The organism is Streptomyces sp. NPDC058289 (assembly GCF_042880975.1).
Classification (GTDB): Bacteria; Actinomycetota; Actinomycetes; order Streptomycetales; family Streptomycetaceae; genus Streptomyces; species Streptomyces stoeckheimensis.
Genome location: NZ_JBHVYI010000028.1, coordinates 12,984 through 34,934, shown reverse-complemented (window position 1 = coordinate 34,934; position 21,951 = coordinate 12,984). Strand labels below are relative to the sequence as shown.

24 protein-coding genes are annotated in these 21,951 nt (G+C 71.4%); 10 read left to right on the top strand and 14 right to left on the bottom strand.

What is annotated here, in order from left to right; all coding sequences use genetic code 11:
• Nucleotides 1–51 precede the first annotated feature (51 nt).
• A complete protein-coding gene (locus ACFVX6_RS16795; RefSeq protein WP_389692066.1) occupies nucleotides 52–528 on the bottom strand; it encodes a carboxymuconolactone decarboxylase family protein in 477 nt (158 codons plus the stop codon).
• 263 nt (nucleotides 529–791) lie between these two features.
• Here ACFVX6_RS16795 and sigJ point away from each other — a divergent pair, with 263 nt between their 5' ends.
• Complete coding sequence (gene sigJ, locus ACFVX6_RS16790) at nucleotides 792–1,640, top strand: RNA polymerase sigma factor SigJ (RefSeq protein WP_389692171.1); 849 nt, start codon at nucleotides 792–794, stop codon at nucleotides 1,638–1,640.
• Between the two features lie 33 nt (nucleotides 1,641–1,673).
• Here the strand turns inward: sigJ and ACFVX6_RS16785 are convergent, their stop codons facing one another.
• Nucleotides 1,674–2,402 carry a class I SAM-dependent methyltransferase gene (locus ACFVX6_RS16785; RefSeq protein ID WP_389692064.1) on the bottom strand — a complete coding sequence of 243 codons (729 nt, stop codon included), beginning with the start codon at nucleotides 2,400–2,402 and terminating at the stop codon, nucleotides 1,674–1,676.
• Between the two features lie 160 nt (nucleotides 2,403–2,562).
• On the opposite strand from ACFVX6_RS16785, the gene ACFVX6_RS16780 reads away from it, so the two are divergent.
• The gene (locus ACFVX6_RS16780) at nucleotides 2,563–3,324 is read left to right on the top strand and encodes an IclR family transcriptional regulator (protein ID WP_389692062.1); all 762 of its coding nucleotides are present in this window, start codon (nucleotides 2,563–2,565) and stop codon (nucleotides 3,322–3,324) included.
• 223 nt (nucleotides 3,325–3,547) lie between these two features.
• Here the strand turns inward: ACFVX6_RS16780 and ACFVX6_RS16775 are convergent, their stop codons facing one another.
• Both ACFVX6_RS16775 and ACFVX6_RS16770 read right to left on the bottom strand, forming a co-directional pair.
• The gene (locus ACFVX6_RS16775) at nucleotides 3,548–3,745 is read right to left on the bottom strand and encodes a hypothetical protein (protein ID WP_389692060.1); all 198 of its coding nucleotides are present in this window, start codon (nucleotides 3,743–3,745) and stop codon (nucleotides 3,548–3,550) included.
• A 208-nt stretch (nucleotides 3,746–3,953) separates the two neighbouring features.
• On the bottom strand, nucleotides 3,954–7,184 hold the full coding sequence (locus ACFVX6_RS16770) for a BTAD domain-containing putative transcriptional regulator (protein WP_389692058.1): 3,231 nt from the start codon (nucleotides 7,182–7,184) through the stop codon (nucleotides 3,954–3,956).
• A 219-nt stretch (nucleotides 7,185–7,403) separates the two neighbouring features.
• On the opposite strand from ACFVX6_RS16770, the gene ACFVX6_RS16765 reads away from it, so the two are divergent.
• From ACFVX6_RS16765 to ACFVX6_RS16750, 4 genes are all read left to right on the top strand, one after another.
• Nucleotides 7,404–8,624 (top strand): amidohydrolase family protein, encoded by a 1,221-nt coding sequence (locus ACFVX6_RS16765; protein ID WP_389692056.1) that lies wholly within the window; start codon nucleotides 7,404–7,406, stop codon nucleotides 8,622–8,624.
• A 333-nt stretch (nucleotides 8,625–8,957) separates the two neighbouring features.
• Entirely contained in the window at nucleotides 8,958–9,422 is a 465-nt protein-coding gene (locus tag ACFVX6_RS16760; RefSeq protein ID WP_389692054.1) for a hypothetical protein, read from the top strand.
• A 43-nt stretch (nucleotides 9,423–9,465) separates the two neighbouring features.
• The gene (locus tag ACFVX6_RS16755) at nucleotides 9,466–9,726 is read left to right on the top strand and encodes a type II toxin-antitoxin system VapB family antitoxin (RefSeq protein WP_389692052.1); all 261 of its coding nucleotides are present in this window, start codon (nucleotides 9,466–9,468) and stop codon (nucleotides 9,724–9,726) included.
• Nucleotides 9,723–10,139, top strand: a complete 417-nt coding sequence (locus tag ACFVX6_RS16750) for a PIN domain nuclease (protein ID WP_389692050.1) — start codon at nucleotides 9,723–9,725, stop codon at nucleotides 10,137–10,139. Before ACFVX6_RS16755 ends, ACFVX6_RS16750 begins: the two co-directional genes overlap by 4 nt.
• A gap of 44 nt (nucleotides 10,140–10,183) precedes the next feature.
• On the opposite strand, the gene ACFVX6_RS16745 is transcribed toward ACFVX6_RS16750, so the two are convergent.
• Nucleotides 10,184–11,278, bottom strand: coding sequence for an alpha/beta fold hydrolase (locus ACFVX6_RS16745; RefSeq protein ID WP_389692048.1), 1,095 nt, complete (start codon nucleotides 11,276–11,278; stop codon nucleotides 10,184–10,186).
• Between the two features lie 153 nt (nucleotides 11,279–11,431).
• Here ACFVX6_RS16745 and ACFVX6_RS16740 point away from each other — a divergent pair, with 153 nt between their 5' ends.
• Complete coding sequence (locus tag ACFVX6_RS16740; protein WP_389692169.1) at nucleotides 11,432–12,310, top strand: trypsin-like serine peptidase; 879 nt, start codon at nucleotides 11,432–11,434, stop codon at nucleotides 12,308–12,310.
• Nucleotides 12,307–12,729, top strand: a complete 423-nt coding sequence (locus ACFVX6_RS16735; RefSeq protein ID WP_389692046.1) for a DUF6086 family protein — start codon at nucleotides 12,307–12,309, stop codon at nucleotides 12,727–12,729. The genes ACFVX6_RS16740 and ACFVX6_RS16735 overlap by 4 nt, the downstream gene beginning before the upstream one ends.
• Before the next feature lie 2 nt (nucleotides 12,730–12,731).
• Here the strand turns inward: ACFVX6_RS16735 and ACFVX6_RS16730 are convergent, their stop codons facing one another.
• Together ACFVX6_RS16730 and ACFVX6_RS16725 are read right to left on the bottom strand one after the other, a co-directional pair.
• Nucleotides 12,732–13,184: an NUDIX hydrolase gene (locus tag ACFVX6_RS16730; protein WP_389692044.1), complete on the bottom strand. Its 453-nt coding sequence runs from the start codon at nucleotides 13,182–13,184 to the stop codon at nucleotides 12,732–12,734.
• A 744-nt stretch (nucleotides 13,185–13,928) separates the two neighbouring features.
• Nucleotides 13,929–14,915: a LuxR C-terminal-related transcriptional regulator gene (locus tag ACFVX6_RS16725; protein ID WP_389692043.1), complete on the bottom strand. Its 987-nt coding sequence runs from the start codon at nucleotides 14,913–14,915 to the stop codon at nucleotides 13,929–13,931.
• Nucleotides 14,916–15,156: 241 nt separating this feature from the next.
• Between ACFVX6_RS16725 and ACFVX6_RS16720 the strand changes: the two genes are divergently transcribed.
• Nucleotides 15,157–15,351, top strand: coding sequence for a hypothetical protein (locus ACFVX6_RS16720; RefSeq protein WP_389692041.1), 195 nt, complete (start codon nucleotides 15,157–15,159; stop codon nucleotides 15,349–15,351).
• A gap of 35 nt (nucleotides 15,352–15,386) precedes the next feature.
• Nucleotides 15,387–15,626, top strand: coding sequence for a hypothetical protein (locus ACFVX6_RS16715; protein ID WP_389692039.1), 240 nt, complete (start codon nucleotides 15,387–15,389; stop codon nucleotides 15,624–15,626).
• 125 nt (nucleotides 15,627–15,751) lie between these two features.
• On the opposite strand, the gene ACFVX6_RS16710 is transcribed toward ACFVX6_RS16715, so the two are convergent.
• The 7 genes from ACFVX6_RS16710 to ACFVX6_RS16680 form a co-directional block, all read right to left on the bottom strand.
• Complete coding sequence (locus ACFVX6_RS16710) at nucleotides 15,752–16,945, bottom strand: MAB_1171c family putative transporter (protein WP_389692037.1); 1,194 nt, start codon at nucleotides 16,943–16,945, stop codon at nucleotides 15,752–15,754.
• A complete protein-coding gene (locus ACFVX6_RS16705; RefSeq protein WP_389692035.1) occupies nucleotides 16,945–17,466 on the bottom strand; it encodes a hypothetical protein in 522 nt (173 codons plus the stop codon). The genes ACFVX6_RS16710 and ACFVX6_RS16705 overlap by 1 nt, the downstream gene beginning before the upstream one ends.
• A gap of 54 nt (nucleotides 17,467–17,520) precedes the next feature.
• Nucleotides 17,521–18,021 (bottom strand): hypothetical protein, encoded by a 501-nt coding sequence (locus ACFVX6_RS16700; protein ID WP_389692033.1) that lies wholly within the window; start codon nucleotides 18,019–18,021, stop codon nucleotides 17,521–17,523.
• Between the two features lie 129 nt (nucleotides 18,022–18,150).
• Nucleotides 18,151–19,383, bottom strand: a complete 1,233-nt coding sequence (locus ACFVX6_RS16695; RefSeq protein ID WP_389692167.1) for an ABC transporter permease — start codon at nucleotides 19,381–19,383, stop codon at nucleotides 18,151–18,153.
• Nucleotides 19,384–19,412: 29 nt separating this feature from the next.
• Nucleotides 19,413–20,123: an ABC transporter ATP-binding protein gene (locus ACFVX6_RS16690; RefSeq protein ID WP_389692031.1), complete on the bottom strand. Its 711-nt coding sequence runs from the start codon at nucleotides 20,121–20,123 to the stop codon at nucleotides 19,413–19,415.
• Complete coding sequence (locus ACFVX6_RS16685; RefSeq protein ID WP_389692029.1) at nucleotides 20,120–21,352, bottom strand: peptidoglycan-binding protein; 1,233 nt, start codon at nucleotides 21,350–21,352, stop codon at nucleotides 20,120–20,122. The genes ACFVX6_RS16690 and ACFVX6_RS16685 overlap by 4 nt, the downstream gene beginning before the upstream one ends.
• Complete coding sequence (locus ACFVX6_RS16680; protein WP_389692027.1) at nucleotides 21,349–21,873, bottom strand: hypothetical protein; 525 nt, start codon at nucleotides 21,871–21,873, stop codon at nucleotides 21,349–21,351. The genes ACFVX6_RS16685 and ACFVX6_RS16680 overlap by 4 nt, the downstream gene beginning before the upstream one ends.
• Between the last annotated feature and the right edge of the window lie 78 nt (nucleotides 21,874–21,951).

The following is a 21,951-nucleotide window of genomic DNA, read 5'->3' as shown; positions in this document are numbered from 1 at the left end:
ATGGGCCATGCGCCGGCTCCGGCGCGGGGCCGGAGCCGTGCGTCGCGTGGGTCAGTGTTGGAGCTGGCCGGGCTGGTAGTCGCCCGCCGGGGTCTGGACCATGACGTTGCCGCGGTTGAAGGCGTTGATGAGCGCGATCTGGGTCACCAGGGCGGCGAGCTGCTCGTCGTCGAAGTGCTTGGCGGCGTTCGCCCAGACCTCGTCGCTGACCCCGCCGGCCGCGTCCGCGATGCGGGTGGCCTCCTCGGTCAGGAGCAGGGCCGCGCGCTCGGCGTCGGTGTACACGGTGGCCTCGCGCCAGGCCGCGACCAGGTGGAGGCGTACCGAGGTCTCGCCGGCGGCCGCCGCGTCCTTGGTGTGCATGTCGATGCATCCGGCGCAGCCGTTGATCTGGCTGGCGCGGAGCATCACCAGTTCGCGGGTCGAGGCCGGCAGGGTCGACTCCCCGAGCGCCTTGCTCGCGGCGATGATGTGCTTCCACGCCTTGACGGCGACCGGGTCGGCGAAGAGGTTCAGGCGAGCGGTCATGGCGGATTCCTTTGCCGTTGTGGGCCGTTCGGTGTGTGTCTCCCTCTAAGACACGGCGCCCCTGCGCCCTGTGACATGTGGCGGATGTGACCTGGGTCACGGGTGGTGTTCATGATCGATAAGCCGGATCCCCTCCGATAACCTGCCGGACGGCGCGCAGCGAATCGGGGGAGGGTTTCGTGCAGGGACCGACGGTGCAGGGATCGACGGACGTGGCGGATGCGGTGGCGTACCGGCCGCTGCTGTTCTCCATCGCCTACGGGATGACCGGGTCGGTGGGTGACGCGGAGGACATCGTCCAGGACGCGTTCCTCGGGTTCGCCAAGGCCCATCGGGCCGGGACCGAGATAGCCGCACCGAAGGCGTACCTGACCACGTCGGTGACGCGGCTCGGGATCAACCACCTGAGCTCGGCGCGCGTGCGGCGGGAGACGTACGTGGGGGAATGGCTGCCCGAGCCCGTCGTCGTGTCCGGCGAACGGCCGGGGCCGGCCGAGCACGCCGAGCTGGCCGACTCCCTGTCGATGGCGTTCCTCGTCCTGCTGGAGGCCCTGTCCCCGGTGGAGCGTGCGGTGTTCATGCTCCGCGAGGTGTTCGGGTACGAGTACCCGCAGGTGGCCCGGAGCACCGGCAAGTCCGAGGCGAACTGCCGCCAGATCTTCGCCCGCGCCAGGAAGCGCATCGCCGCCGGGGGTCCGCCGCCCCCGGCCCGGCGCGCGGAGGGCGAGGAGCTCGCCCGTGCGTTCTTCGAGGCCGCGGAGGGCGGCGAGATGGACGCGCTGCTCGACATGCTCGCGCCCGACGTCGTCTACCACGGGGACGGCGGCGGCAAGGCGCGGGCGGTCGCGAGGTCGGTGACCGAGCCGCGCCGCGTCGGGCAGCTGCTCATCGGCGGACTCCGCCGGCTCCGCTCGCTCGGCGCCTCGCTGCGACCGACCCGGGTCAACGGCCGGCCGGGCGCCCTGATCGTCGACGCCGAGGGGCGGGTGGCCAGCGTGGTCGAGCTCGACATCGCCGACGGCGTGGTCCGGGCGGTCCACACCGTGTCCAACCCCGACAAGCTCGGCCACCTCGGTCCGGTCTCCGACATCGGCCGCCTGCCGGAGAAGTAGGAGGAGCAGGGGAGGGGCGAAAGCGGTACGGGCTCAGGCCGGTCGGCGCGCCAGTACCAGCCGCCACCTCGGTGTCCCGTCCGGCCTGCGGCCGAAGTGGTCGAGGGGGAGCGTCTCCACCGTGAAGCCGGCCGCGCGCAGGTCCGTACGGACGCCGCCCAGCGGGAAGGTGCGGTAGTACATGACGAACGGCGGGCGCCAGACGGCGTTGCGCACGCGCATCGCCGCGTCGAAGCCGGACAGGACCCACCACGCCGGGCGGCTCGGCGGGATCGGTGCGCCGATCGGGAAGGTGAACACCCCGCCGGGGCGCAGGGCCGCGTGGACCCCGGAGAAGACCGCGGGCCGCTCCGCCGGGAGGAAGTGGCCGAAGGCGCCGAAGCTGACCGCCAGGTCGTACGAGTCCCCGAGCGCGGCGGGCAGGGAGCGCGCGTCGGCCCGTAGGAGGTCCACCCGCTCCTCGGGGTGGGCGAGCCCGGCCTCGGCGAGCATGCCCGAGCTCAGGTCCACCCCGGTCACCCGCCCCCGGCACAGCCGCCGCAGCATGCCGAGGCCCGCGCCCGTACCGCAGCACACGTCGAGCCCGGCGTCGAAGGTGCCCTCGTGGCGGGCGAGCGTCTCCTCGACCGCGTCGAGCATCCGGTCGGGGGTGCGGAAGGGGGTCTGGTCGAACTTCGGGGCCAGCAGGTCGTAGCCCCGCTCGATGGAGGACATGCCCTGGACGGCCAGTTCGCGGAGGGTCGGGCCCTGGGAGGTGAACACACGGTCAGCCTAGTCAGCGCGCGTGCGGGCGCCCGGCATTTCGGGCCCTTCGGCCCCGGGCAAAACGGGCATCGCGTGACGTAGAGTAAATCGATGCGTTTTGCCGACCCTTGGGGATTCCGTGGTCAATGCCATACGAAGTGAGGTGCCGGGCCGGAGCATGGGCCGGAGCTCCACGAGCGGCAGCGCCCTGGAGAAGACCCTGAGGATCACGGAGGCGCTGACCGCGTTCGGCGGCCCGCACCGGCTCGCGGAACTGTCGGCCGCCGCCGGGGTCCCCAAGTCCAGCACGTACCGGATCCTGGTCTCCCTCGTCGAACAGGGCTACGCCGTCACCGACGGGGAGGGCAGCTACGGCGTCGGCCTGCGGTTGCGCACCCTGGCCGCCGAGATCTCCGCCGACCGGCCCGAGGGCATCGCCGAGCTGCTCGAATTCCTCCAGAAGTGCACCGGCCAGGCCGTCCACCTGGCCCTGCGCAGCGGCAACGCGCTCACGTACGTCCGCAAGATCGAGAGCGCCCGGTCCCACCCGACCTCCTCGCGCGTCGGCATGCGCATCCCCCTGCACGCCACCGCGATCGGCAAGGCCGTCCTCGCGCACCTGCCGCCCGAGGAGACCGAGGGCATCCTGCGCGCCACCGGGATGCCCGCCCTGACCCGGCAGACCCTCACCGACCGGGCGGGCCTCGCGGAGGACCTGCGCGCCGTCCGGGCGCGCGGCTACGCCGTCGACGACGAGGAGCACGAGCCCTCGACCCGCTGCCTGGGCGCTCCGGTCTTCGACCGGGCGGGCGTGCCGGTGGGCGGGGTCAGCCTGACCGCCTCCGCCTTCCTGAGCACGCGGGCGGAACTGGAGAAGTTCGCGCCGGCGCTGCTGGAGGCCGCGCGGGGCGTACAGCGGCGGCTCCAGCTCGGCGGCTGAGCCGTCCCGCTGTCGCGCTGCCGCGTCGTCCCCACGCACGCAAGCGGCGGCCGCGGTGGTCCCCCCTCCTGGCCACCGCGGCCGCCGTTCCCCCGTGCACCTCCGTCGGTCCCCCCGTGACCCACGGTCCCCCCGTGGTACGCACTGCGGTACGGCCCGGATCCCCGTTTCCCCCGTGTTCCCGGGCCGTACGCGTCTGTGAGGCCTAGGCCTGCACCCCCACCTACAGGCCGCCACCGGCAGCGTGGTTGTCCATCGTCACGATGTCCTCGCCCGCGGCGTGGTTGTCGAGCGGCTTGACCGGCTTGATCGGCTCGCCCGCCGCGTGGTTGTCCATCGGTGTGATGTCGACATCCGAAGGGTGGGTGTCGATCGGCGTGATCTCGCCGTCGGTCGGCAGGACGTTCTCGTTCGTCGTCATCGGATCTCCTGATGGTGGGTAGGACCCGTTCGGCAATTCCCCCGCGGATCGCCGAACGGGTGGTCTTGCAGTCGACCCTGGTGCCCCCCGACACGTCGAGTCGATGAACACCATCCTGGTGGACGGTGATAAACGAACGATGAACGCCTCGTTCAGCGCCACCGCACCGCACGGAACTGCGCCGCACCGCACCGCACTGCACCGCGGCTCAGGCGGCGATCTCCGCCGCCAGCAGGGCCCGTACCTCTGCCAGTTCCGGCGAGCCCAGCTGCTTGAACACCACCTCGGCGTCACGCCAGCACACCCGTGCCCGGTCCCGCTGCCCCAGCTGCCGCAGTGCCCGGCCCAGTACGGTCAGCACCCGGGCGCGGCTCCACTCGCCGCCGATCCCCCGTAGGGCGATGGCCTGTTCGGCGTGCGAGGCGGCCAGCGTGGGCCGGCGCGCGGCCAGGTGGACCTTGGCGAGGCGGAAGTGCGTGACGCCTTCCCACAGGGGCTGCCGGTTCTCGTGGAACAGCGAGAGCGCATTGCTGAGCTGGGAGTGCGCCTCGGAGAGTCGGTCGGCCTGGGTGAGGGCGATGCCCAGCGCGTAGCGGCCGTTGGCCAGGCGCAGGGTGAGTCCCATCCGGTCGTAGATGGCGATGCCCTGCTGGGCGAGGTCGATGGCGCTGCCCAGCCGGCCCTGCTCCACGTGGATGCGGGACAGGTTGCACAGGGCGCTCGCCTCGCCCACGTGGTTGGAATCGGCCCGGAAGTTGGCGATGGCCTCCAGCAGGTACCGTTCGCCGTCCTCGTAGCGGCCCTCGTAGAGGGCGATGATGCCCCGGTCGTTGGGTGCCCAGCAGCTGGGCAGCGGGTCCCCGGCGGCGCGGGCGAGGAGGGTGGCCCGGCGGGCCTCGTCGTCGGCTTCGGCGAACCGGCCCGCGACCAGGTGGGTGTTGGTGAGGGTGGTACGGGCGCGCCCCTCGGCGTACGAGTCCTGCGCGGCCTCCGCGGCGTCGCGCAGCGCGGTCGCGGCGGACTCGTACTGCTTGGAGTTGGCCCCCGACTCGGCGAGGTCCTTGGCCGCCCACAGCAGGTCCACGGCCCGGCGCAACAGATCGGGCCGCCCGGTCGTGCGTACGGACGCCTGCCGTACGCAGGCGAGCAGCGGGTCGGCCTCCGCGTACAGCCAGTCCTGGGCGGAATGCGACTCGGTGAAGACCAGCCCCGGGTAGCGGGTGGCCGACAGGTGGGCCACGAGCCGGTCGCCCGGCCGCTCCAGGCCGTACACCCCGGCGGCGGTGGCCAGGTAGAAGTCCAGCACCCGGTCGAGGGCGGCGTCGCGCGCGCTCGGCGGCTGCTCGTCGCGCTCGGCGCAGGCACGCGCGTAGAGGCGTACGAGGTCGTGGAAGCGGTAGCGGCCGGGCGCGGCCGATTCGAGGAGGGAGCAGTCCACTAAGGCTTCGAGCAGGTCCTCGGTGTCGTGCTCCGCCCGGTCGAGTACGGCGGCTGCCGCCGCGAGGGAGATGTCCGGACCGTCGGCAAGCCCCAGCAGCCGGAACGCACGCTGCTGCGCGGGCTCCAACTGCCCGTAACCCAGCTCGAAGGTGGCCTTGACGGCGAGGTCGCCGGCCTGGAGCTCGTCCAGGCGGCGGCGCTCGTCGGCGAGCTTCGCGGCGAGCACGGAGACGGTCCAGGTGCGGCGGGCGGCGAGCCGGGAGGCGGCGATGCGGATGGCGAGCGGCAGGAACCCGCAGGCGCCGACCACGTCGAGGGCGGCCTGCCGCTCGGCGCCGACCCGCTCGGCCCCGACGATCCGCGTGAACAGCTGGAGGGCCTCATCGGGGCTCATCACGTCGAGGTCGACGAGGTGCGCGCCGGCCAGGCCGGCCATCCGGACGCGGCTGGTGACCAGGGCGGCGCAGCCCGCGGTGCCCGGCAGCAGTGGGCGGACCTGGGCCGCGTCGCGGGCGTTGTCGAGGAGGACCAGGACGCGGCGGCCGTCGAGGGTGGAGCGGTAGAGCGCGGCCCGTTCGGCGGGGGAGTCGGGGATCGAGGAGTCGGGGGTCCCGAGGGCGCGCAGGAAGGAGCCCAGGACGGCTTCGGGCTCGGCGGGGCGGGCCTCGGTGCCCTGGAGGTCCACGTAGAGCTGCCCGTCGGGGAAGTGCGGGCGGGCGGCGTGTGCGATGTGCACGGCGAGCGTGGTCTTGCCGACGCCGCCGATGCCGGCGAGGGCGGAGACCGCCATCACCTGGCTCTCGGCACCGGAGAGGATCTCGCCGAGGTCCCGGACGAAGCTGGAGCGCCCGGTGAAGTCGGAGACGGTGGCGGGCAATTGGGCGGGCCTCACGAGGACGGGCGCGGCGGCCGGTGCCGGGTCTTCGGCGCGGGCGAGTTCGGAGTCGGCCCGCAGGATGCGCTGTTGGAGCTCGGAGAGTTCGGGGCACGGGTCGACGCCGAGTTCGTCGGCGAGGAGCCGGCGGGTGTCGGCGTAGACGGCGAGGGCCTCGGCCTGGCGGCCGCTGCGGTAGAGGGCGAGCATCAGCAGCTCGCGCAGCCGCTCCCGCAGCGGGTGGGCGGCGGTGAGGGCGGTGAGCTCGGAGACGGCCTCGGCGTGGTGGCCCAGCTCCAGGTCCAGGTCGAGGCGGGTCTCCAGCAGTTGGAGGCGCCATTCGGCGAGGCGGGTGCGCTCGGTGTCGGCGTGCGGTCCGGGTACGCCGGCCAGCGGTTCGCCGTCCCAGACGTCCAGGGCGCGGGCCAGCAGCGTACGGGCGAGCTCGCGGTCGCCCTTGCCGGCGGGGGTGCCGGGGCTGCTGGGGGTGCTGGGGGTGCCTGGGCTGCCGGGGGCGCCCATCCCGGCGGCGTGGCCCTGCGCGTGGTCGTGGGCCCGTCCCTGTGCCCGGCCTTGCGCCTGCGTCTGCAGCTGCCTGTGCGTCTGCGCCTGCGGCTTCGCCTTCCCGGCGCGGGCGGCCTCGGCGTCGGCGGCGAGGGCCCGGGCGATGCCGAGGTCGAGGGCCTCGGGGTGGGGCAGGCGGATCGCGTAGCCGCCGGACTCGCTGACGAGGAGCCCGGGTTCGAGGATCTTGCGCAGGCGGGAGGCGTACGTACGGATGGTCGCGAGGGCCTGCTGCGGCGGGTCCTCGCCCCAGATGGCGTCGATGAGCTCGGGCGCGGTGGCGGTGCGGCCCTCGCGGAGCAGGAGCACGGCCAGCAGCGCCCGCTGCTGCGGGGTCCCGGAGCTCAGGGCCTCGCCGCCGCGCCAGGCCCGGATGGGGCCGAGCACGGCGAACCGGTTGCCTCCGGCGGCGGAGGGGGGCGGGGTCCCGTTGACGGCTTCGTCGGCTCTGGCTTCCGCGGCGGGCGCTGCGTCGACTCCGGGTCCGGCGGCTGCGGCAATGGCGGTGTCACCGGACTCGGGGTGGTTCCGCTGGTGCGGGATGGCCGGTGTGCCGTCCATCTGGTCTCCCCCCTGCCTTCCATAGGTGTAAGGGTCAGTCTGCCCTGTGTTGCGCGTACACGTCAGTCCGTAACGGACCCAGTCCGTACGGATCCGGCGCCCGGTCCGTGCGGATCCGGCACCCGATCTCCGTGGATCCGGCACCCGATCTCCACGGATCCGGTATCCGGCCCCGCCCAACTAGCTGACGGTTCGTCAGATTGGCGCTACCGTGAGGACATGGAGACCTTCCCGAAGATCATCTCGGTGGACGACCACACGGTTGAGCCCCCCAACGTCTGGCGGGACCGGCTCCCGTCCAAGTACCACGACGTCGGCCCCCGCGTCGTCCGCGCCCCCCTGAAGGAAATGACCTTCCTCGGAGGCAAGTTCGCCCCCGTCATGGGGGCCAAGGGCGACGACGGACCGATAGGCGACTGGTGGGTGTACGAAGACCTGCACCGACCCCTCACCCGCCTCGACACGGCCGTCGGCTACGACCGCGACGAGATCAAGCTCGAAGTCATCACGTACGAGCAGATGCGCCCGGGCTCCTTCTCGGTTCCCGACCGGCTCGCCGACATGGACGTCAACCACGTCCAGTCGGCCCTCTGCTTCCCGACCTTCCCGCGCTTCTGCGGCCAGACCTTCACCGAGGCCAAGGACCGCGAACTCGGCCTGCTCGGCGTGCGCGCGTACAACGACTGGATGGTGGAGGAGTGGTGCGGACCCGACGCCTCCGGCCGCCTCATCCCGCTCACCCTCGTCCCGCTCTGGGACGCCCGCCTGGCCGCCGCCGAGGTCCGCCGCAACGCTGCGCGCGGCGTCCGCGCGGTCGCCTTCTCGGAGATCCCGCCCCACCTCGGGCTCCCCTCCATCCACACGGACGAGTGGGACCCCTTCCTCGAGGCGTGCAACGAGACCGGCACGGTCATCGCCATGCACATCGGCTCCTCCTCGCGCATGCCCTCCACCTCGGCGGACGCCCCGCCGGCCGTCGGCTCCACCATCACCTTCGCCAACTGCTGTTTCTCGATGGTGGACTGGCTGATGAGCGGCAAGTTCGAGCGCTTCCCGAACCTCAAGATCATGTACGCGGAGGGCCAGATCGGCTGGATCCCGTACATCCTCGAGCGGGCGAACGTGGTCTGGGAGGAGAACCGCGGCTGGGGCGGCGTCGCCGACAAGGTGCTGCGCCCGCCGTCGGAGCTCTTCGCGGAGCACGTCTTCGGCTGCTTCTTCGACGACGCCTTCGGCCTGAAGAACCTGGACTCCATCGGCGTCGCCAACGTCCTCTACGAGACGGACTACCCCCACTCCGACTCCACCTGGCCCAAGTCCCGCGAGGTCGGCGAGGCCCAGATGGGCCACCTGTCCCCGGACGTGGTGGACCGCATCGTCCGCGGCAACGCGATCGATCTGCTGGGCCTGACCCCGGAGGGTCTCTGGCCGGGGGCGTAGCGCGCGGTGGTCACGCGGTGGCCATGCGGTGGTTGGACGGTGGCCCTGGGGGAGTTCCCCCGGGGCCGCTGGTCGTGGGGGCCGCTGGTCGTCGGGGTCGCTGCCTGTCGGGGTCCCTGCCCGTGGGTGTCGCTGCTCAGCAGGGCAGGGTCACCGGCTCACCCGCGTGCTCCTCAAGTACTAGATCCCGATCCCACTCCATGGCGTGATGTGCCGGTGGGCTTCCCTCGCGAGACTGGAGCCACCACCAAGATCCACGCCAAAGGAGCAGCACGATGTCGGACCAGATCGCGAAGGCCGCGCGCACCGTCTTACCGGGGCTCCGGGTATGGGGTGCGCGGGCGGTTCCCCCGGCCCTGGCGCTTCCCGCGGGGCTCGTCGGCCTCGCCCCTGGGCCTGACCGGCCAGGGGTGGCGGGCCGCGCGGCTCCAGGCGCGGGCCTCCGGAGTGCCGGGCTGGACGGTGCCGCGCATAGCGAGCCGCACGCTGCTCGGCCTGCCGCTGGACATAGCCGCCTTCGTCCTGGGCGCCTACTCGGTGTTCAACACCGTGCGCAACCTCGGCTACCCGATCTGGTACGGCGACACCGACTACCACCAGGCCTGGGGCGGCCCGACCCTGACCGGCGTCTGGCTGGTGCACGCCTTCGGCTCGCTGGCCTGCCTTTGCGTCATCGGCTGGATCCTGCGGGGCATAGGCCGGGGGCAGCAGTCGATCACCCGACGAGTAGCCGGTGCCGTGGGGTGGCCCGTGCCCGCCGAAACGATATCGCTTGACGTCGATCTTGATATCGTTTAAGTGAACGGGGGACCGTGGGTGACCCCCGCTGAGGAGGTTCACGATGACCAGAACCGTGATCGATGTCGACGACGCCCTGCTGGCGGAGGCCGCCGAGCTCTTCGGTACGAAGACAAAGGTGGCGACCGTGAACGCGGCCCTTCAGGACGTGGTCAACCGGCGCAAGCGGGAGGCCTTCTTCGCCCGTCTGGCCGAGGGTCGGCTGCCGGACCTGACCGGTCCTGTCGACCAGCCCGAGGTGCCTACCGCACCTACCGCGTCGGCAGAGCCCCCTGTCCCGGATGCACAGGACAGGGCGGCATGAGCACGAGGTTCCTCATCGACAAGTCCGCACTCGCGCGCTATCCCAAGCCGGCCGTGCGCAGCGTGCTCGATCCTCTACACAACGCGGGCTTGCTCGCCTTGTGCGGTGCCATCGAGCTGGAAGTGCTGCACAGTGCCCGGGGGCGTGCCGAGGCCCAGGAGATCAGCGAAGAGCTGCGCGGGTTCGACTGGCTCGCCACCTACGACGAGGCCTGGAGCCGCGCGGTTGAGGTCCAGGCGCTGCTCATCGAAGCGGGAACCTGGAAGGCGGTGTCCGTCCCCGACCTGATCATCGCGGCGACGGCTGAGCTGCACGGAGCCACCGTCCTGCACTACGACGGCGACTACGACATGATCGCCGAGGTCACCGGCCAGCCGATGCGATGGGTCGTACCGCGGGGAACGGCCGACTGAGACCGACCGACTGAGGCCGGCTGGCTGAGAGCGGACCGGCTCCCTCATGCGCCGGCGCACCGCTCGCTCGCGACCGCCGGGCGGACGTGGGTCTGGAGGAGGTCCAGGAAGCGGTCCGGGCGGGTGAACGAGGCGAAGTGGCTGCAGTCCTCGATGAGGGCGAACCGCTTCACCGGGGCCTCGACCTCGTCGAAGAAGGCCTTGGCGGAGGCCGTCGGGGTGAGTACGTCGTGCTCGCCCTGGAAGAGGAAGAACGGAATCTCGAAGCGGGTGCCGTCGGCCCGGTCGTCGAGCCCCGCGGTCCCCTCGGTGATCCGTTCCGAGAAGGACTGCCCCCGGAAGAAGTCCCGCAGGTCGCGCAGCGAGTGCAGCGGCGACAGCCACATCGAGCCCAGGACCACCTTCTTGAGCGTGGCGAGCGTCAACGGGTCGCTCTGCGCGCTGAGCTTGGCGTACGTCGCCCGCTGCTGCGGCGTCCACGCGTGCGGGTCGGCCCCCATCGCCTCGACCTGCGCGAGCTGCTTAGCTTTCCCGGCGGCACGCAGACGCTCCCGTAGGGCGTCGTGGGCGGAGGTGTCTCGGCCGCCGGTGTGGATGTTCTGGTCGGTGCCCACGTAAGCGGAGTAGAGCTCGGGGTGGTTGCGGGCCAGGCGCAGCCCGAAGGCGCTGCCGTAGGAGTTGGCCAGGAGGATCACCCGCTCGGTGCGCAGGAGGTCCCGGGCGTACCGGGTGACCTCCAGGGCGTCCTCGTAGAGCCGCTCGAAGGTCGCCTCGCCCTGGCCCGCCGGGCCGCCGCGGCCGAAGGTCTTGCCGGCGCCGCGCATGTCCCAGCGGACGATCGTGAAGTGCCGCTCCCAACTGCGGGTGCGGACCGTGTAGATGGAGTTGGCGGCGCCGGGGCCGCCGTGGATCTCGACCAGGACCGGGTTCGTCCGGTCCTCGCCGCGGACCGAGATCCACTGGTCGATGCCGCCGATGCGGACGAAGCCCTGCTCGTCGATGCCGCGCGGGGAGTCGATCCGCAGGGTCTTGGCGGCCTGTGCGCGGCGCAGGCCGCGGTGGGTGAGGAGGGTGAGGAGGGCGGCCGTGGGGGTGGCCAGGGCGGTGACGGCGGTGATGGCGGCGGCGGTGGCGATCATTTTCGTGTCCTCCGTAAACTGTTTCCTGTGGATACAGATGAGTGTGGGGGGTGATCGGGGCGCTGTCAACGGCTGGGGGCGGGGGTCCCCCTTGCGGGGGTCGCCGCGGGCAAGGCATGCTTCGCCGGAGCAAATTGGGGAGGGTTGTCGGTGATGGACAAGCGGGCCGTGGTGACCGCGGTGCTGTGTGCGGTGGCGGCGCTGGGCGCGTCCGCGGCCATGACGAAGGTGGTCCCGGCCGACGACGGCAAGGCCTCCGCGCAGGCGAAGGCGGCCCCTCGTGCGGCCTCGTCCACTGCTGCTCCGTCGCAGTCGCAATCGCCGTCGCAATCGCCGCTGCAAGCGCCGGAAGGGTCTCAGTCTTCGGCTGCTCAGACCCCCGGCGCGTCGGGTTCACCCTCCGCGCAGGGCGGGCCCGCCGCCTTTGCCGGGGCGCTGTTCGAGGGCGATGTGACGGGTGATCACTTCTGTACGGCAACCGTCGTGCACAGCCCCGGGCGGAACCTGATCGTCACCGCCGGCCACTGCCTGCGCGCCGGCCGGGCCGGAGAAGGCGGAGCCTCCTTCGCGCCCGCGTACGCGGACGGGCGGGCCCCGTACGGCACCTGGAAGATCGCGGAGGTCTTCGAGGACCCGCGGTGGTCGGACGGGACGAACGACGACTACGACCTGGCCTTTGTCCGCCTCGCCCCCGACGCCTCGGGCCGCAACATCGAGGACGTCACCGGCGCCGCCGTCCTGGACACCACGGGCCGCACGGACGAGCAGGTCACGGTGACGGGCTACCCGTCGGACCGCAAGGTCCCGCGCACCTGCCTGTCCCGCGCGGTGCGGCTCAGCGCGACGGAACAGCGCTTCGACTGTGCGGACTTCCCGGGAGGCACGAGCGGCAGCTCGTGGATCGCCACCGACGGGAAGATCATCGGTGTCCTGACCGGCGGGGACACGGACGACGTCTCGACGAGCACGATCCTGTCCGGCTACGCGGCGGAGCTGTACGCGCGGGCGACGGGAGGGGGAACCGGCGGGTGAGCCAGTACTACGACCTCGGCGACGAGACTCTGTGGAACCCTTCGAACGGCGCCGCCCGTCTCTTCCATCGCCAAGTGGCCCTCTTCGAGGCGGAACTCGGCCTCCCGTCGGGTATCGGCCCGATGGAGAACGACGAGTGCCAGATCGACCCGGCCGCTCTCGGCGTCTTCACCGAAGCCCTCGTTGCCCGCCACGGCCACGCCGGCCACGCCGTCATCCGCGCCCTCTCGGGGGGATTCGTCGCCACCGTGCTGGTACTGGCGGAGCGGGCGGGTGCGCAGGCGTGTTGGCTGAGGCCGGCCGATTCGCTGGAGGGGGCGCGGGACGTCCAGGTCCCGCTCCCGGGCTCCTACGAGGCGTTGGCGGAGTCCGAGCTGCGCGCGGCCGCCCGGGAGCTGTCCCGGCGGATGCCGCGTTGAGATCAGGCGAGTAGTCCCAGGTGCACGGGCTCGGCGGGGGCCTCGTCGAGGAGCTCGGCGAGGCGCGGCGGCCACAGGGGTTCGCCGAGGGTGGCGAGGTTCCGCGGCGACAGCCACCGCCAGTGGGCCTCGGGGTACTCCGGGACCGGATCGCGGTGCGGGCCGGTGGTCACGTAGATGTGCTCGTGCTGGCGCACCGGGATGCCCTGGTGGGTGAAGTCGTGCTCCCAGGTGCAGAGCAGCCGTTCCGGCTCCAGGTCCGTCCAGCCCGTCTCTTCCCGCAACTCCCGCCGTACGCACTCCTCGGGCGTTTCCCCGGGATCGATGCCACCGCCGGGCGGCAGCCAGTGGATGCCGACTTCCACGTTGTTCTCGCGGAAGAGGAACACGGATCCGGCGGGGTTGAGGACGACGATTCTGGCTGCCTGCCGAGGAGTTCGAGGTGAAGTTTGCATCAGACCAGCGTACGGCGGGGGGTGCGGGGGCGGGAGGGGTTGGATGGATCAGGGCTGGTGGGACGGCGGAGGCCGGTCCCGGGTGGGGAAGCGCTTCTGAGTGATGACCCGGGGGCCTTCGGTGGCCGTGGAGGTGGTGAATACGGGTGTGCTGGGTGGGTCTTGGACGGAGTAGGCGGCGTGGGCGTGCGGGCGGCGGGTGTTCTGGACGATCTGCTTCGTCAGGTGGACGGCGTGGGGGGAGTGGGGTGGTGGCTTGGGCTGCGGGGTGGGGTCTGGCTTCGTGGGGTTTCGGGGGGCGTCCCGGCAGTCCAGTGTCCTTTCGGTGTGGGTCGGTCCCTCAAGGGCGCTCCCTTTGGTCGCGTCGCTTCGCGATGGCCTTCGGCCACCCTTGACCGACCGACCCACACCGAAACGCCACAAGACTTCCGGGATCCCCCCGGGGAACGGCCGGGGGGAGGAGAGGGGAGGAGCGGCCTCGTCTGAGATGCGCAGCCCCCTTCGGCCGGTGGCCATCTGGACACGGATCCGGCAGGACCGTGACCTCAGCCCCAACAGACGCGCGGGGCGGTCAGAGCATCCAGGGCCGGGCGTCTGGACACCCTTCCCGTGACCGTCGACCGTCAGCATGACTGTGAGGTGGACGGGAAGGACCTCGGGGTCGGGGGGCGCGATAGATCGCTACACAGTCCTGCTCGGCTTAGCGGCTACCGACCGGCTGGGGCTGGGGCTGGGTAGGGGAGGTCAGAGCCAGCCGCGCTGGGAGGCTTTGAGGCCGGCCTCGAAGCGGCTGGTTGCTTCTAGGCGTTCCATCAGGGCGGACATCTGGCGGCGTACGGTGCGCAGGGAGACGCCGAGACGTTTGCCGGCGGCCTCGTCGGTCATTCCGGAGGCCAGCAGCTTGAGCAGTTCGCGCTCGTTTTGCGTGATGCCGTCCTCAAGCGCCCGCGTGCGGGTCGCGCCGAGGGGGATGGCCGTGTCCCAGGTCTGTTCGAAGAGGGTGACGAGCGAGGCGACGATGCCGGGTGCGGTGGTGCACAGGGCGCCGAGGCGGGAGTTGGCCGGGTCGATCGGGACGATGGCGGTCGTGCGGTCGAAGACCAGCAGGCGTGGTGGGAGCAGTGGGCTCGTCCGTACCTCGCCGCCGTTCTCGGTCGTCCACTGCGCGTACGCGAGGGTGGCCAGGTCGTTCCTGGCGCTGTCCTGGTAGATGACGCGCATGTCGATGCCACGTGCCAGGGCTCTCTCGTCCAGGGTTCGTGATGCGTCCAGGCTTGCCTGGGACTGGGCGCCGCCTGGTGCGATGGCGAGGCACTCGCCGGTCATCTCCTCGGTGAGTGCTTCTAGTCGGGTCTGGATGGCGTCGAGTCCCACGAGGCGTTCGGTGCCGTCGGTCTCCGTGTTGGGTCGGAGGCCCGCGTAGTCGGCCACTGCGCGGGCAGCGGCTGCCTTGCTCAGGTCCAGGGCGTGCCGACGGCGGATCAGGTCCTCCTCCTGGCGGCGCAGTAGCTGCTCCAGACCGGCTTCCGGGCTGACGGGGCGCAGCCCGCCGACGGTGTCCCGGGACGGTGTGAGCAGGCCCAGGTCCACGAGCTGATCCAGGCCGTCCCTCACCTGGGCCTCGGCGAGCCCTGTCCGCTGTACGAGTTCGGCCATGCTGCCGGTGGGCTGCGTCAGCATCCCTCGGTAGACGGTCTCCAAATGCGCATCAAGTCCCAACGCTTCGAGCATGGTTCAGCCCCCCGGCCGTGGTGGTGGTCAATCCCCCGTGCAGTCGATCGTAATCGCCACCCTGTCCTCATGGTGCCTGACTGCTTGATGCCATCCGTGATCCCTTCCGGCAGGGCGGACGCGTCAGCAGGATGGTGTTCACCGGCCGGGGGATGCGAATCCCACCCAAGGCCAGGGCCCACAAGGCCGGCCGGCGCGGCGCGCTCCCTCCCGTCAAGCTCCGATGAATCCAGGGGAATCCATGTTTCGCTCCGTGCACCTGCTCGCCGCCGCCGGCCTCACCGTTCTTCTCTCCGCCACCGCCGCAGTCGCCTCCGTGACCACGTCGGGGCCGGACGTCATCGGCTGGGACACGGTCCGGGCAGCGGGCGCGAACACCCAGGTCATCGGATGGGATTCCGCTCCGGCGGACATGCAGGTCATTGGTTGGGACTGAACCGGGTGCGGGTGATTCTGGGGCACCTGGCCCGTATGTCGGCCGACCCCGTCCCCGCGACCGTGGTTCCGCTGATCCAGGATCTGCTCTGGGCGCACGCCAGGCCGGCCGACGGCCTTGAGCACGTACGGGTCCGCCCCGCTGCCCACGGGCTGGACATCTACCTCTTCGTCAGTTCCCCGAGCGAGGCATCGGCGGTGGCCCGGATGCGCAACCTGCTCCAGCGCGTCGAGCAGCCGGTCGCCCGGCACGGCTTCGGCATCTGCCCGCGCTGACCCTCCTGCGACGGCGAAGCCTCGTTACGGTTGGCGATTTAACTCGACATTTTTCCCCCGGTCCTTCACCACACCCGAGTCGTCGTGTCCGATGCCTTCAGTGCCGTTTCGGTGTCCCGTCGCCGCTACCGCATCGACGGTCGAGGCGACCGGGCCGTCCCGGCGTTGCCCACCGGGTGGTATGCGGCGGCGACCTTGAGGAGCCAGGCGATCTCCTCGCGCGGTGTGCGGCCTCCGGTGGTGCGGTCGAGGGTGGCGGGGAGTGCGGGGGCCGGTAGGTGCTGGGTCCGCTGTTGTACGGAGAGGTGGAGCCAGCGGGCTTCCGTTGCGGCCCGGTCCGTGTCGCCGGCGGGGTGTGGCAAGGCGGGCGGGGGCTCTTCGGTGGGGGTGTCGTCGCGCAGGGCGAGGGCGGCGTCGCGGATGGCGAAGGCGCGGTGGGCCACGTCGAGGGAACGGTCGCCGAACGCGAACAGCTCGCGGACGCGGCTGGTGGCGGGGGTGCCCAGGACCACGTGCGGTACCGCCGTCACGAGGTCCGCCCACAGCGGGTGCAGTCGCCACAGTGCGTACTGGTCACGGCAGTAGCGGACCAGGGAGCGGGTCGGCGGAATGGATACGCCCAGGACGAGCAGCACCACGGTGACGGCGGGCAGCAGCTCGCATATCGGGTCCGTGAGCGGTACGGGATTCCCCTCGGCGTCGAGGATCGTGGAATCGCCCTCCCGCAGGACGAAGTAGATCCGGTAGAGGGTGTAGAGGACCCCGTTGGCCGTCGCCGCAGCCAGACAGGTGACGCCGACCCGGAGCAGCCCCGGGGCCACGTTGCGGCGGTTCGACCAGAAGAGGACCGTCGCCTGTACGGAGGACGCGGCGTACACGGCGTAGAAGACGCCGAGGTAGAGCTGGACGCCGGGGTGGCCGTAGTGGGCGTCGATGCCGTACGCGCCGGTGTAGTCGTGCGGAAGGACGAACACGAAGAGGCCGGTCAGCACGGTCATTGCGGTACAGGTGAAGAGCAGCCTCCGGCGCGCGGCCCGCTCCTGACCCGGGCGCTTGTGAATCGCGTGGACGTAGTCGAGGAGAAAGGAGGCGGCCGCGACTCCGGCGAGGTGCTTGACGAGCAGGGTCACGTCGTCGATCCCGGTCACCGACTCCAGGAAGCCCGCGATCCGGGGCGGGCGGGTGCTGAGCCCGATCGCACCCGCGACGAAGGTGGCCCACAGCGCAAGGTTCGCCCGGGTGCTGAACGCGGAGGGCGCACGCCAGATCACCACGCTCCAGGCGAGCAGGGGCATCAGCCATTCGAACAGCGGACGCATCAGCGCTTCCTCCAACGGCGGGCACGGACCGGGTGCAACAGGCTCTCGGCCAGACGGCTGGAGGTGGGATCGACCGGGTCCGCGGATCCGCAGCGGTCGGCCAGCAGGAGCGCGATCATCTCCGCCTCCTGTTCCTCGACGGTGTCGTAGCTCGTACGGCTCGCGCCGATCACCTGGGCGACGGCTTCGGGCGTCAGGTCGGGCATCAACGCGGCCAGGTGGGACAGTTCCAGGACGCCGGAATGGCCGCACAGGACATGGCCGAGTTCGTGGAGCTTGATGAGGTCCTGGTGCGCAGGGCTGGTGTGCTGCTCGTAGAAGACGACATCGATGCTCGGCAATGCGATCCACATGCCGCACGGTGCGTCACGGCCCAGTACGGGCAGGGGCTCCATCACGATCGGCCGGCCTCGTTGTTGTTCCAGGCAGGCGCGGAAGCCCTCGACGGTGAACGGGCTCGGCAGGTCCAGGCCCGCGAGCACGGTCTCACAGCGTTTGCGCAGACCTCGGGGAAGCGGCATGTGTGAAGGAACGTTTCTGTAGAGGCGGAAGAGGAGCGGGCCGGCTGGTCGCACTCACTCGGTGCCGGCCGGACCGTGCCTCGATTCCCCGCTTCCGGCGTTGTCCTCAAGCTGTTTGAGCTTGTCGGCGAGGGCGACCAGCATGTGAAGGCTGCCGTCGGAGAGCCCCGACGCACGCTGGACGAGGCTGACCACCTCGGAGTTGCCCAGGGCCTGCCGCAGATCCCCGATCTTTTCCAGCCGCTCCAGCTGTTCGTCCACCATGGCGGCCTTGGCGTCGTCCACGAAGTAACTCGCACCGGCCCGGATCCCGAAGCCGCGGCCGAGCCAGTCGAGGGTGTCCACGGTGGGGTTGGGCACCTGCCCCTTCTGGTTCACGCCGTGGTGCAGGTTGCGGATCGTGTCCTTGGAGATGACGTCGCGCCCGGCCAGCCGGTTGATGCGCTCGGTCAGTTCCCGGTACGTCGGTGCCCGTCCACCCGCTTTGACCGCCTCACGGCCGATCAGCCGGTCCACCCGCTCGGCGATCTTCCGCGCGCGCTCCGCCGAACGCACAGGTCCCTCCGCGCCACCGGCGACGCCGTGCTCCACCGAATTCACCCCTACCCCCCATCAAGACACCCACCGTACCGTCGGCCCACCAGCCCCCGGTACGGCATCGAGCGTGCAGCGATCCGTCGCCCCCTACCCCGCCTGCAGGGCCAGTGTCGGCGACAGCCTCGCCGCGCGGACCGCCGGGTAGAGGCCTGCCACCGTGCCTATGGCCAGGGTTGCTGCGAAGCCGCCCGTGACGGCCCAGAGGGGGACCACCCAGGGGAGGTCGCCGGCTTGGGCGTACACCGCCGTGGCTGCGCCGCCCAGGGCGATGCCGGCCAGGCCGCCCAGGCCCGACAGGAGCAGGGACTCCGTGACGAACTGGATGCGGATCTGGCCCTTGGTGGCGCCCAGGGAGCGGCGCAGGCCGATCTCGTGGCGGCGTTCCAGTACCGAGATGATCATCGTGTTGGCCACCCCGACCCCGCCCACCAGCAGGGCGATGCCGCCCAGGCCGAGGAGGAGGGTGCTGAAGGCGCCTTCGGTGGCGGCCTTTGCCTGCAGGGCCGCCGAGGGGTCCGTGACCGAGACCGTGCTCGGGCTCTCGGGGTTGGCCGTCTTGGCGATGAGGTCACGGACCTGCTGGACGCGGTCGTCGGCAGAGCGCTCGTAGACGGACGTGGGATGTCCGTCGAAGCCCAGGAGGCTCTGCGCGGCGTCCCAGCCGATGAGCGCCGAGCGTTCGATCTCCGGCGCGAGGGGGATCGGGTCGAGGATGCCGATGACGGTGAAGTACTGCCCGGCGATGAACACCTGTCCGCCAGGTGCCGTCATGCCCAGGCGCTCGGCGGAGACGTGTCCGAGGACCACGGACGGGTAGCGGCCGGTCGCCGCGTTGAGCCAGCTTCCGCTCTGCATCCGGGCGCGGAGGGTCTTCAGGAGCTCGTCCTTCGCCGCCTTGAGGGCGATGCCGCTCGTCTCCTCCTTCGGGATGTTCTCGCTGCGGCGGACGGACTCCTTCACGTCGCCCGTCGTGCCGACCGATTCGACCCCGCTGATCCGGGCGATCATGCCGGGGGCGTCCTTGGGCAGCTTGGTGTCCTGTCCGGAGAACATCGACGGGCCGGGCGTCGCGACCATCATGTTCGTGCCGAGCTTGTCGAGTTCCTGGAGCAGCTTGGCCTGGCTTGACGAGGAGATGCCGACGACCGCGATCATCGTCGCGATGCCGATCGCGATCCCGAGCGCGGACAGGAACACGCGCATGGGCCGCGAGCGCAGCCCCGCCGATCCCACGTGGAACACGTCGCGGGGGCCGAGGCGCGGCGGAGTCAGCTTGCGCGCCTTCTTGCCGGCCGCGCGGGACTTCGTACGGGCACCCATGACGGGCCCGGACTTCGTACGGGCACCCATTACGCGCCCACCCCCAACGCGTCCGCGTTCCACACGTCGGCCACGATCTCGCCGTCGCGGATGCGGACCTGCCGGGGCAGGCTCGCCGCGATCTCGTTGTCGTGCGTGATCACGGCGATGGTGGCCCCGTCCTGGTTGAGCTCGTGCAGCAGTTCCATCACCGATTCGCCGGACGCCGTGTCCAGGGCGCCCGTCGGCTCGTCGGCGAGCAGCAGGTCCGGTTCGCCCGCCACCGCGCGGGCGATCGCCACGCGCTGCTTCTGCCCGCCGGACAGTTCGTGGGGACGGTGGTCCATGCGGTCGCCGAGGCCGACGCGCTCCAGGGCGCGTTCCGCCCGGCGCCTGCGTTCGGCGCGGGAGAGGCCGGAGTACAGCAGTCCTTCGGCGACGTTGGCGCGGGCGCTGATGCCGGGGACGAGGTGGAAGGACTGGAAGACGAAGCCGACGTGCCGGGAGCGCAGGGCGGAGAGGGAGCGGTCGGAGAGGGTCGCGATGTCGTACCCGGCGATGGCTACGCGCCCGGCCGTGGGCCGGTCGAGGGTTCCGACGATGTGCAGGAGCGTGGACTTTCCGGAGCCGGACGGACCGACGATGGCGAGGAGTTCGCCGTTCAGGACGGTGAGGTCGACTCCGCGCAGGGCCGCGACCCCGCCGGGGTACTCCTTGGTGACGCCGGTCAGTTCTACGACCGCGTGGGCGTGTTGGTTCATGACGCGGGGACTCCTACGAGCATGCCCTCCTTGAGGGCGTCCCCCTTCACTTCCACCCGGCCCTGGCCGAACATGCCGAGCTCGACCTTGACCTCGCGGACCTTGCCGTCCTCGACGACCTGGACTCCGAAACCGCCTTCGGCGAGGGCGAGGAGCGAGTTGACCGGTACGGAGAGCACTCCCTTGCGGACCTCGCCCGTCAGGCCCACCGAGACCGGGGACTGGTCGGGGCCCGTGGCTTCGGCGGGGTTGTCGAGGGTGATCTCGACCTCGACCTTCGGCTTCTTGTCGCCGCCCCCGCCCCCGCCGCCCGAGGACGGGTCGTCGCCGTTGGCGGTGGCGCCGATCGAGCTGATCTTGCCCTGGGCGGTGCCCCCGCCGGGCAGGCTCACGGTCACCGGGTCGCCGGTCTTGACCTTGCCCGCCTTGGCCACGTCGAGCTGCAGGCGGGCCATCCGCTCGGTGCCGGTCAGGGTCATGACGGGCTTGCCGGCAGCCGCCTCGTCGCCGACCGCCATGTCGCTCTTCTGGATCCGCTGGGGACCGGAGGCGAAGGCGATGTCGCCCTTGCCGACCTCGCCGGTCTCCTTCACCTTGTGAGACTTCTGCCAGCGCTTGACGGCGGTGGCCGTGCCGTCGGTGAAGGTGCCGTCCGAGGTGTCCAGGCCGGTGCCGAAGCCGAGGGCCTGGAGGTTCTGCTTGAGCTGTTTGACGTCCTCGCCCTTGTCCCCGGACTTCAGGGACCGGTACATGGGCGTGGAGCCGTACATCAGACGCACCGGCTTGCCGTTGACCTCGTAGAGCTTGCCGTCGCGCTCGACGGAGGAGCCGACGGGCGCCGCCCAGGTCAGGGTCGCGGAGCCGGAGCCGGAGCCGGAGCCGGAGCCCGAGCCGGCCCCCGCCCCGCCGGCCCCCGCCCCGCCGGCGCCCGGGGCCCCGCCCGCCCCGCCGGCCCCGCCCGCCCCGCCGGACGCGTCCGCGCCCACCGCGTTGAGCTTGCGTTCCTTGGCGAAGCCGAGCGTCCCGTCGACCTTGAACCCGGAGCTCAGGTCCCCGCGCGTGACCGGCTGCGTGGCCCCCGGCAGCCCGTCCGCACGGCCCTGCTTCGAGCCGTCGCCGCTGCCGCTGCCGCCGTCAGTCCCCGCCTGGGCGACGACCGCGTACCCGCCGCCCGTGACGGCGAGTACGACGGCCAGCGAGCCCAAGAGCCACTTCTTGCCCTTGCTCACTGGTCGCCGCTGCACTTGTTCAGCTGGGCCATGAAGGCGTCCTTGTCGGCCCCCTCGGGCAGGGATATCCCGGTCCGGGCGTTTCCGTTGAACTCCGGGTCCGGCATGTCGAAGCCGTTGTCCCGCATGCACTTGGCCTGCTTCAGGGCCTTGTCCTTCTCCGCCTGCGATATCTCGCCGCCGGAGCCGGGACCCTTCATCCCGCACTTCTCCATGGCCTTCTTCAGGACCTCCTGGTCCGCGCCCGCGCCCAGCGTCATACCGCGCGGGTCCTCGCCGGGCTTCGGGTCGGGGGCGTCGACGCCGTTGTCGCGCAGGCACTTGCGCATCTTGAGGGCGTTGTCGGCGTCCGCGCCGCCACCGCCACCGCTGCCGCTGCCGCCCGCGCCGCTCGAGTTCGAGGAGTCCTTCTTCTCGTCCTTCTTTCCGTCGGAGCCGCCGCTGCCGCCCGTGCACGCGGTGACGAAGAGGGTGAGGCCGGTGAGGAGCGCGGCCGTGGTCATGGTCGTGGATCGCTTCATGGGCCCGAGACTGCGCGAACAGCGGGTTTCGCTTCTCTAACGGCTCGTGCTTACAACGGCGAAATGCGCCTCTCCGGT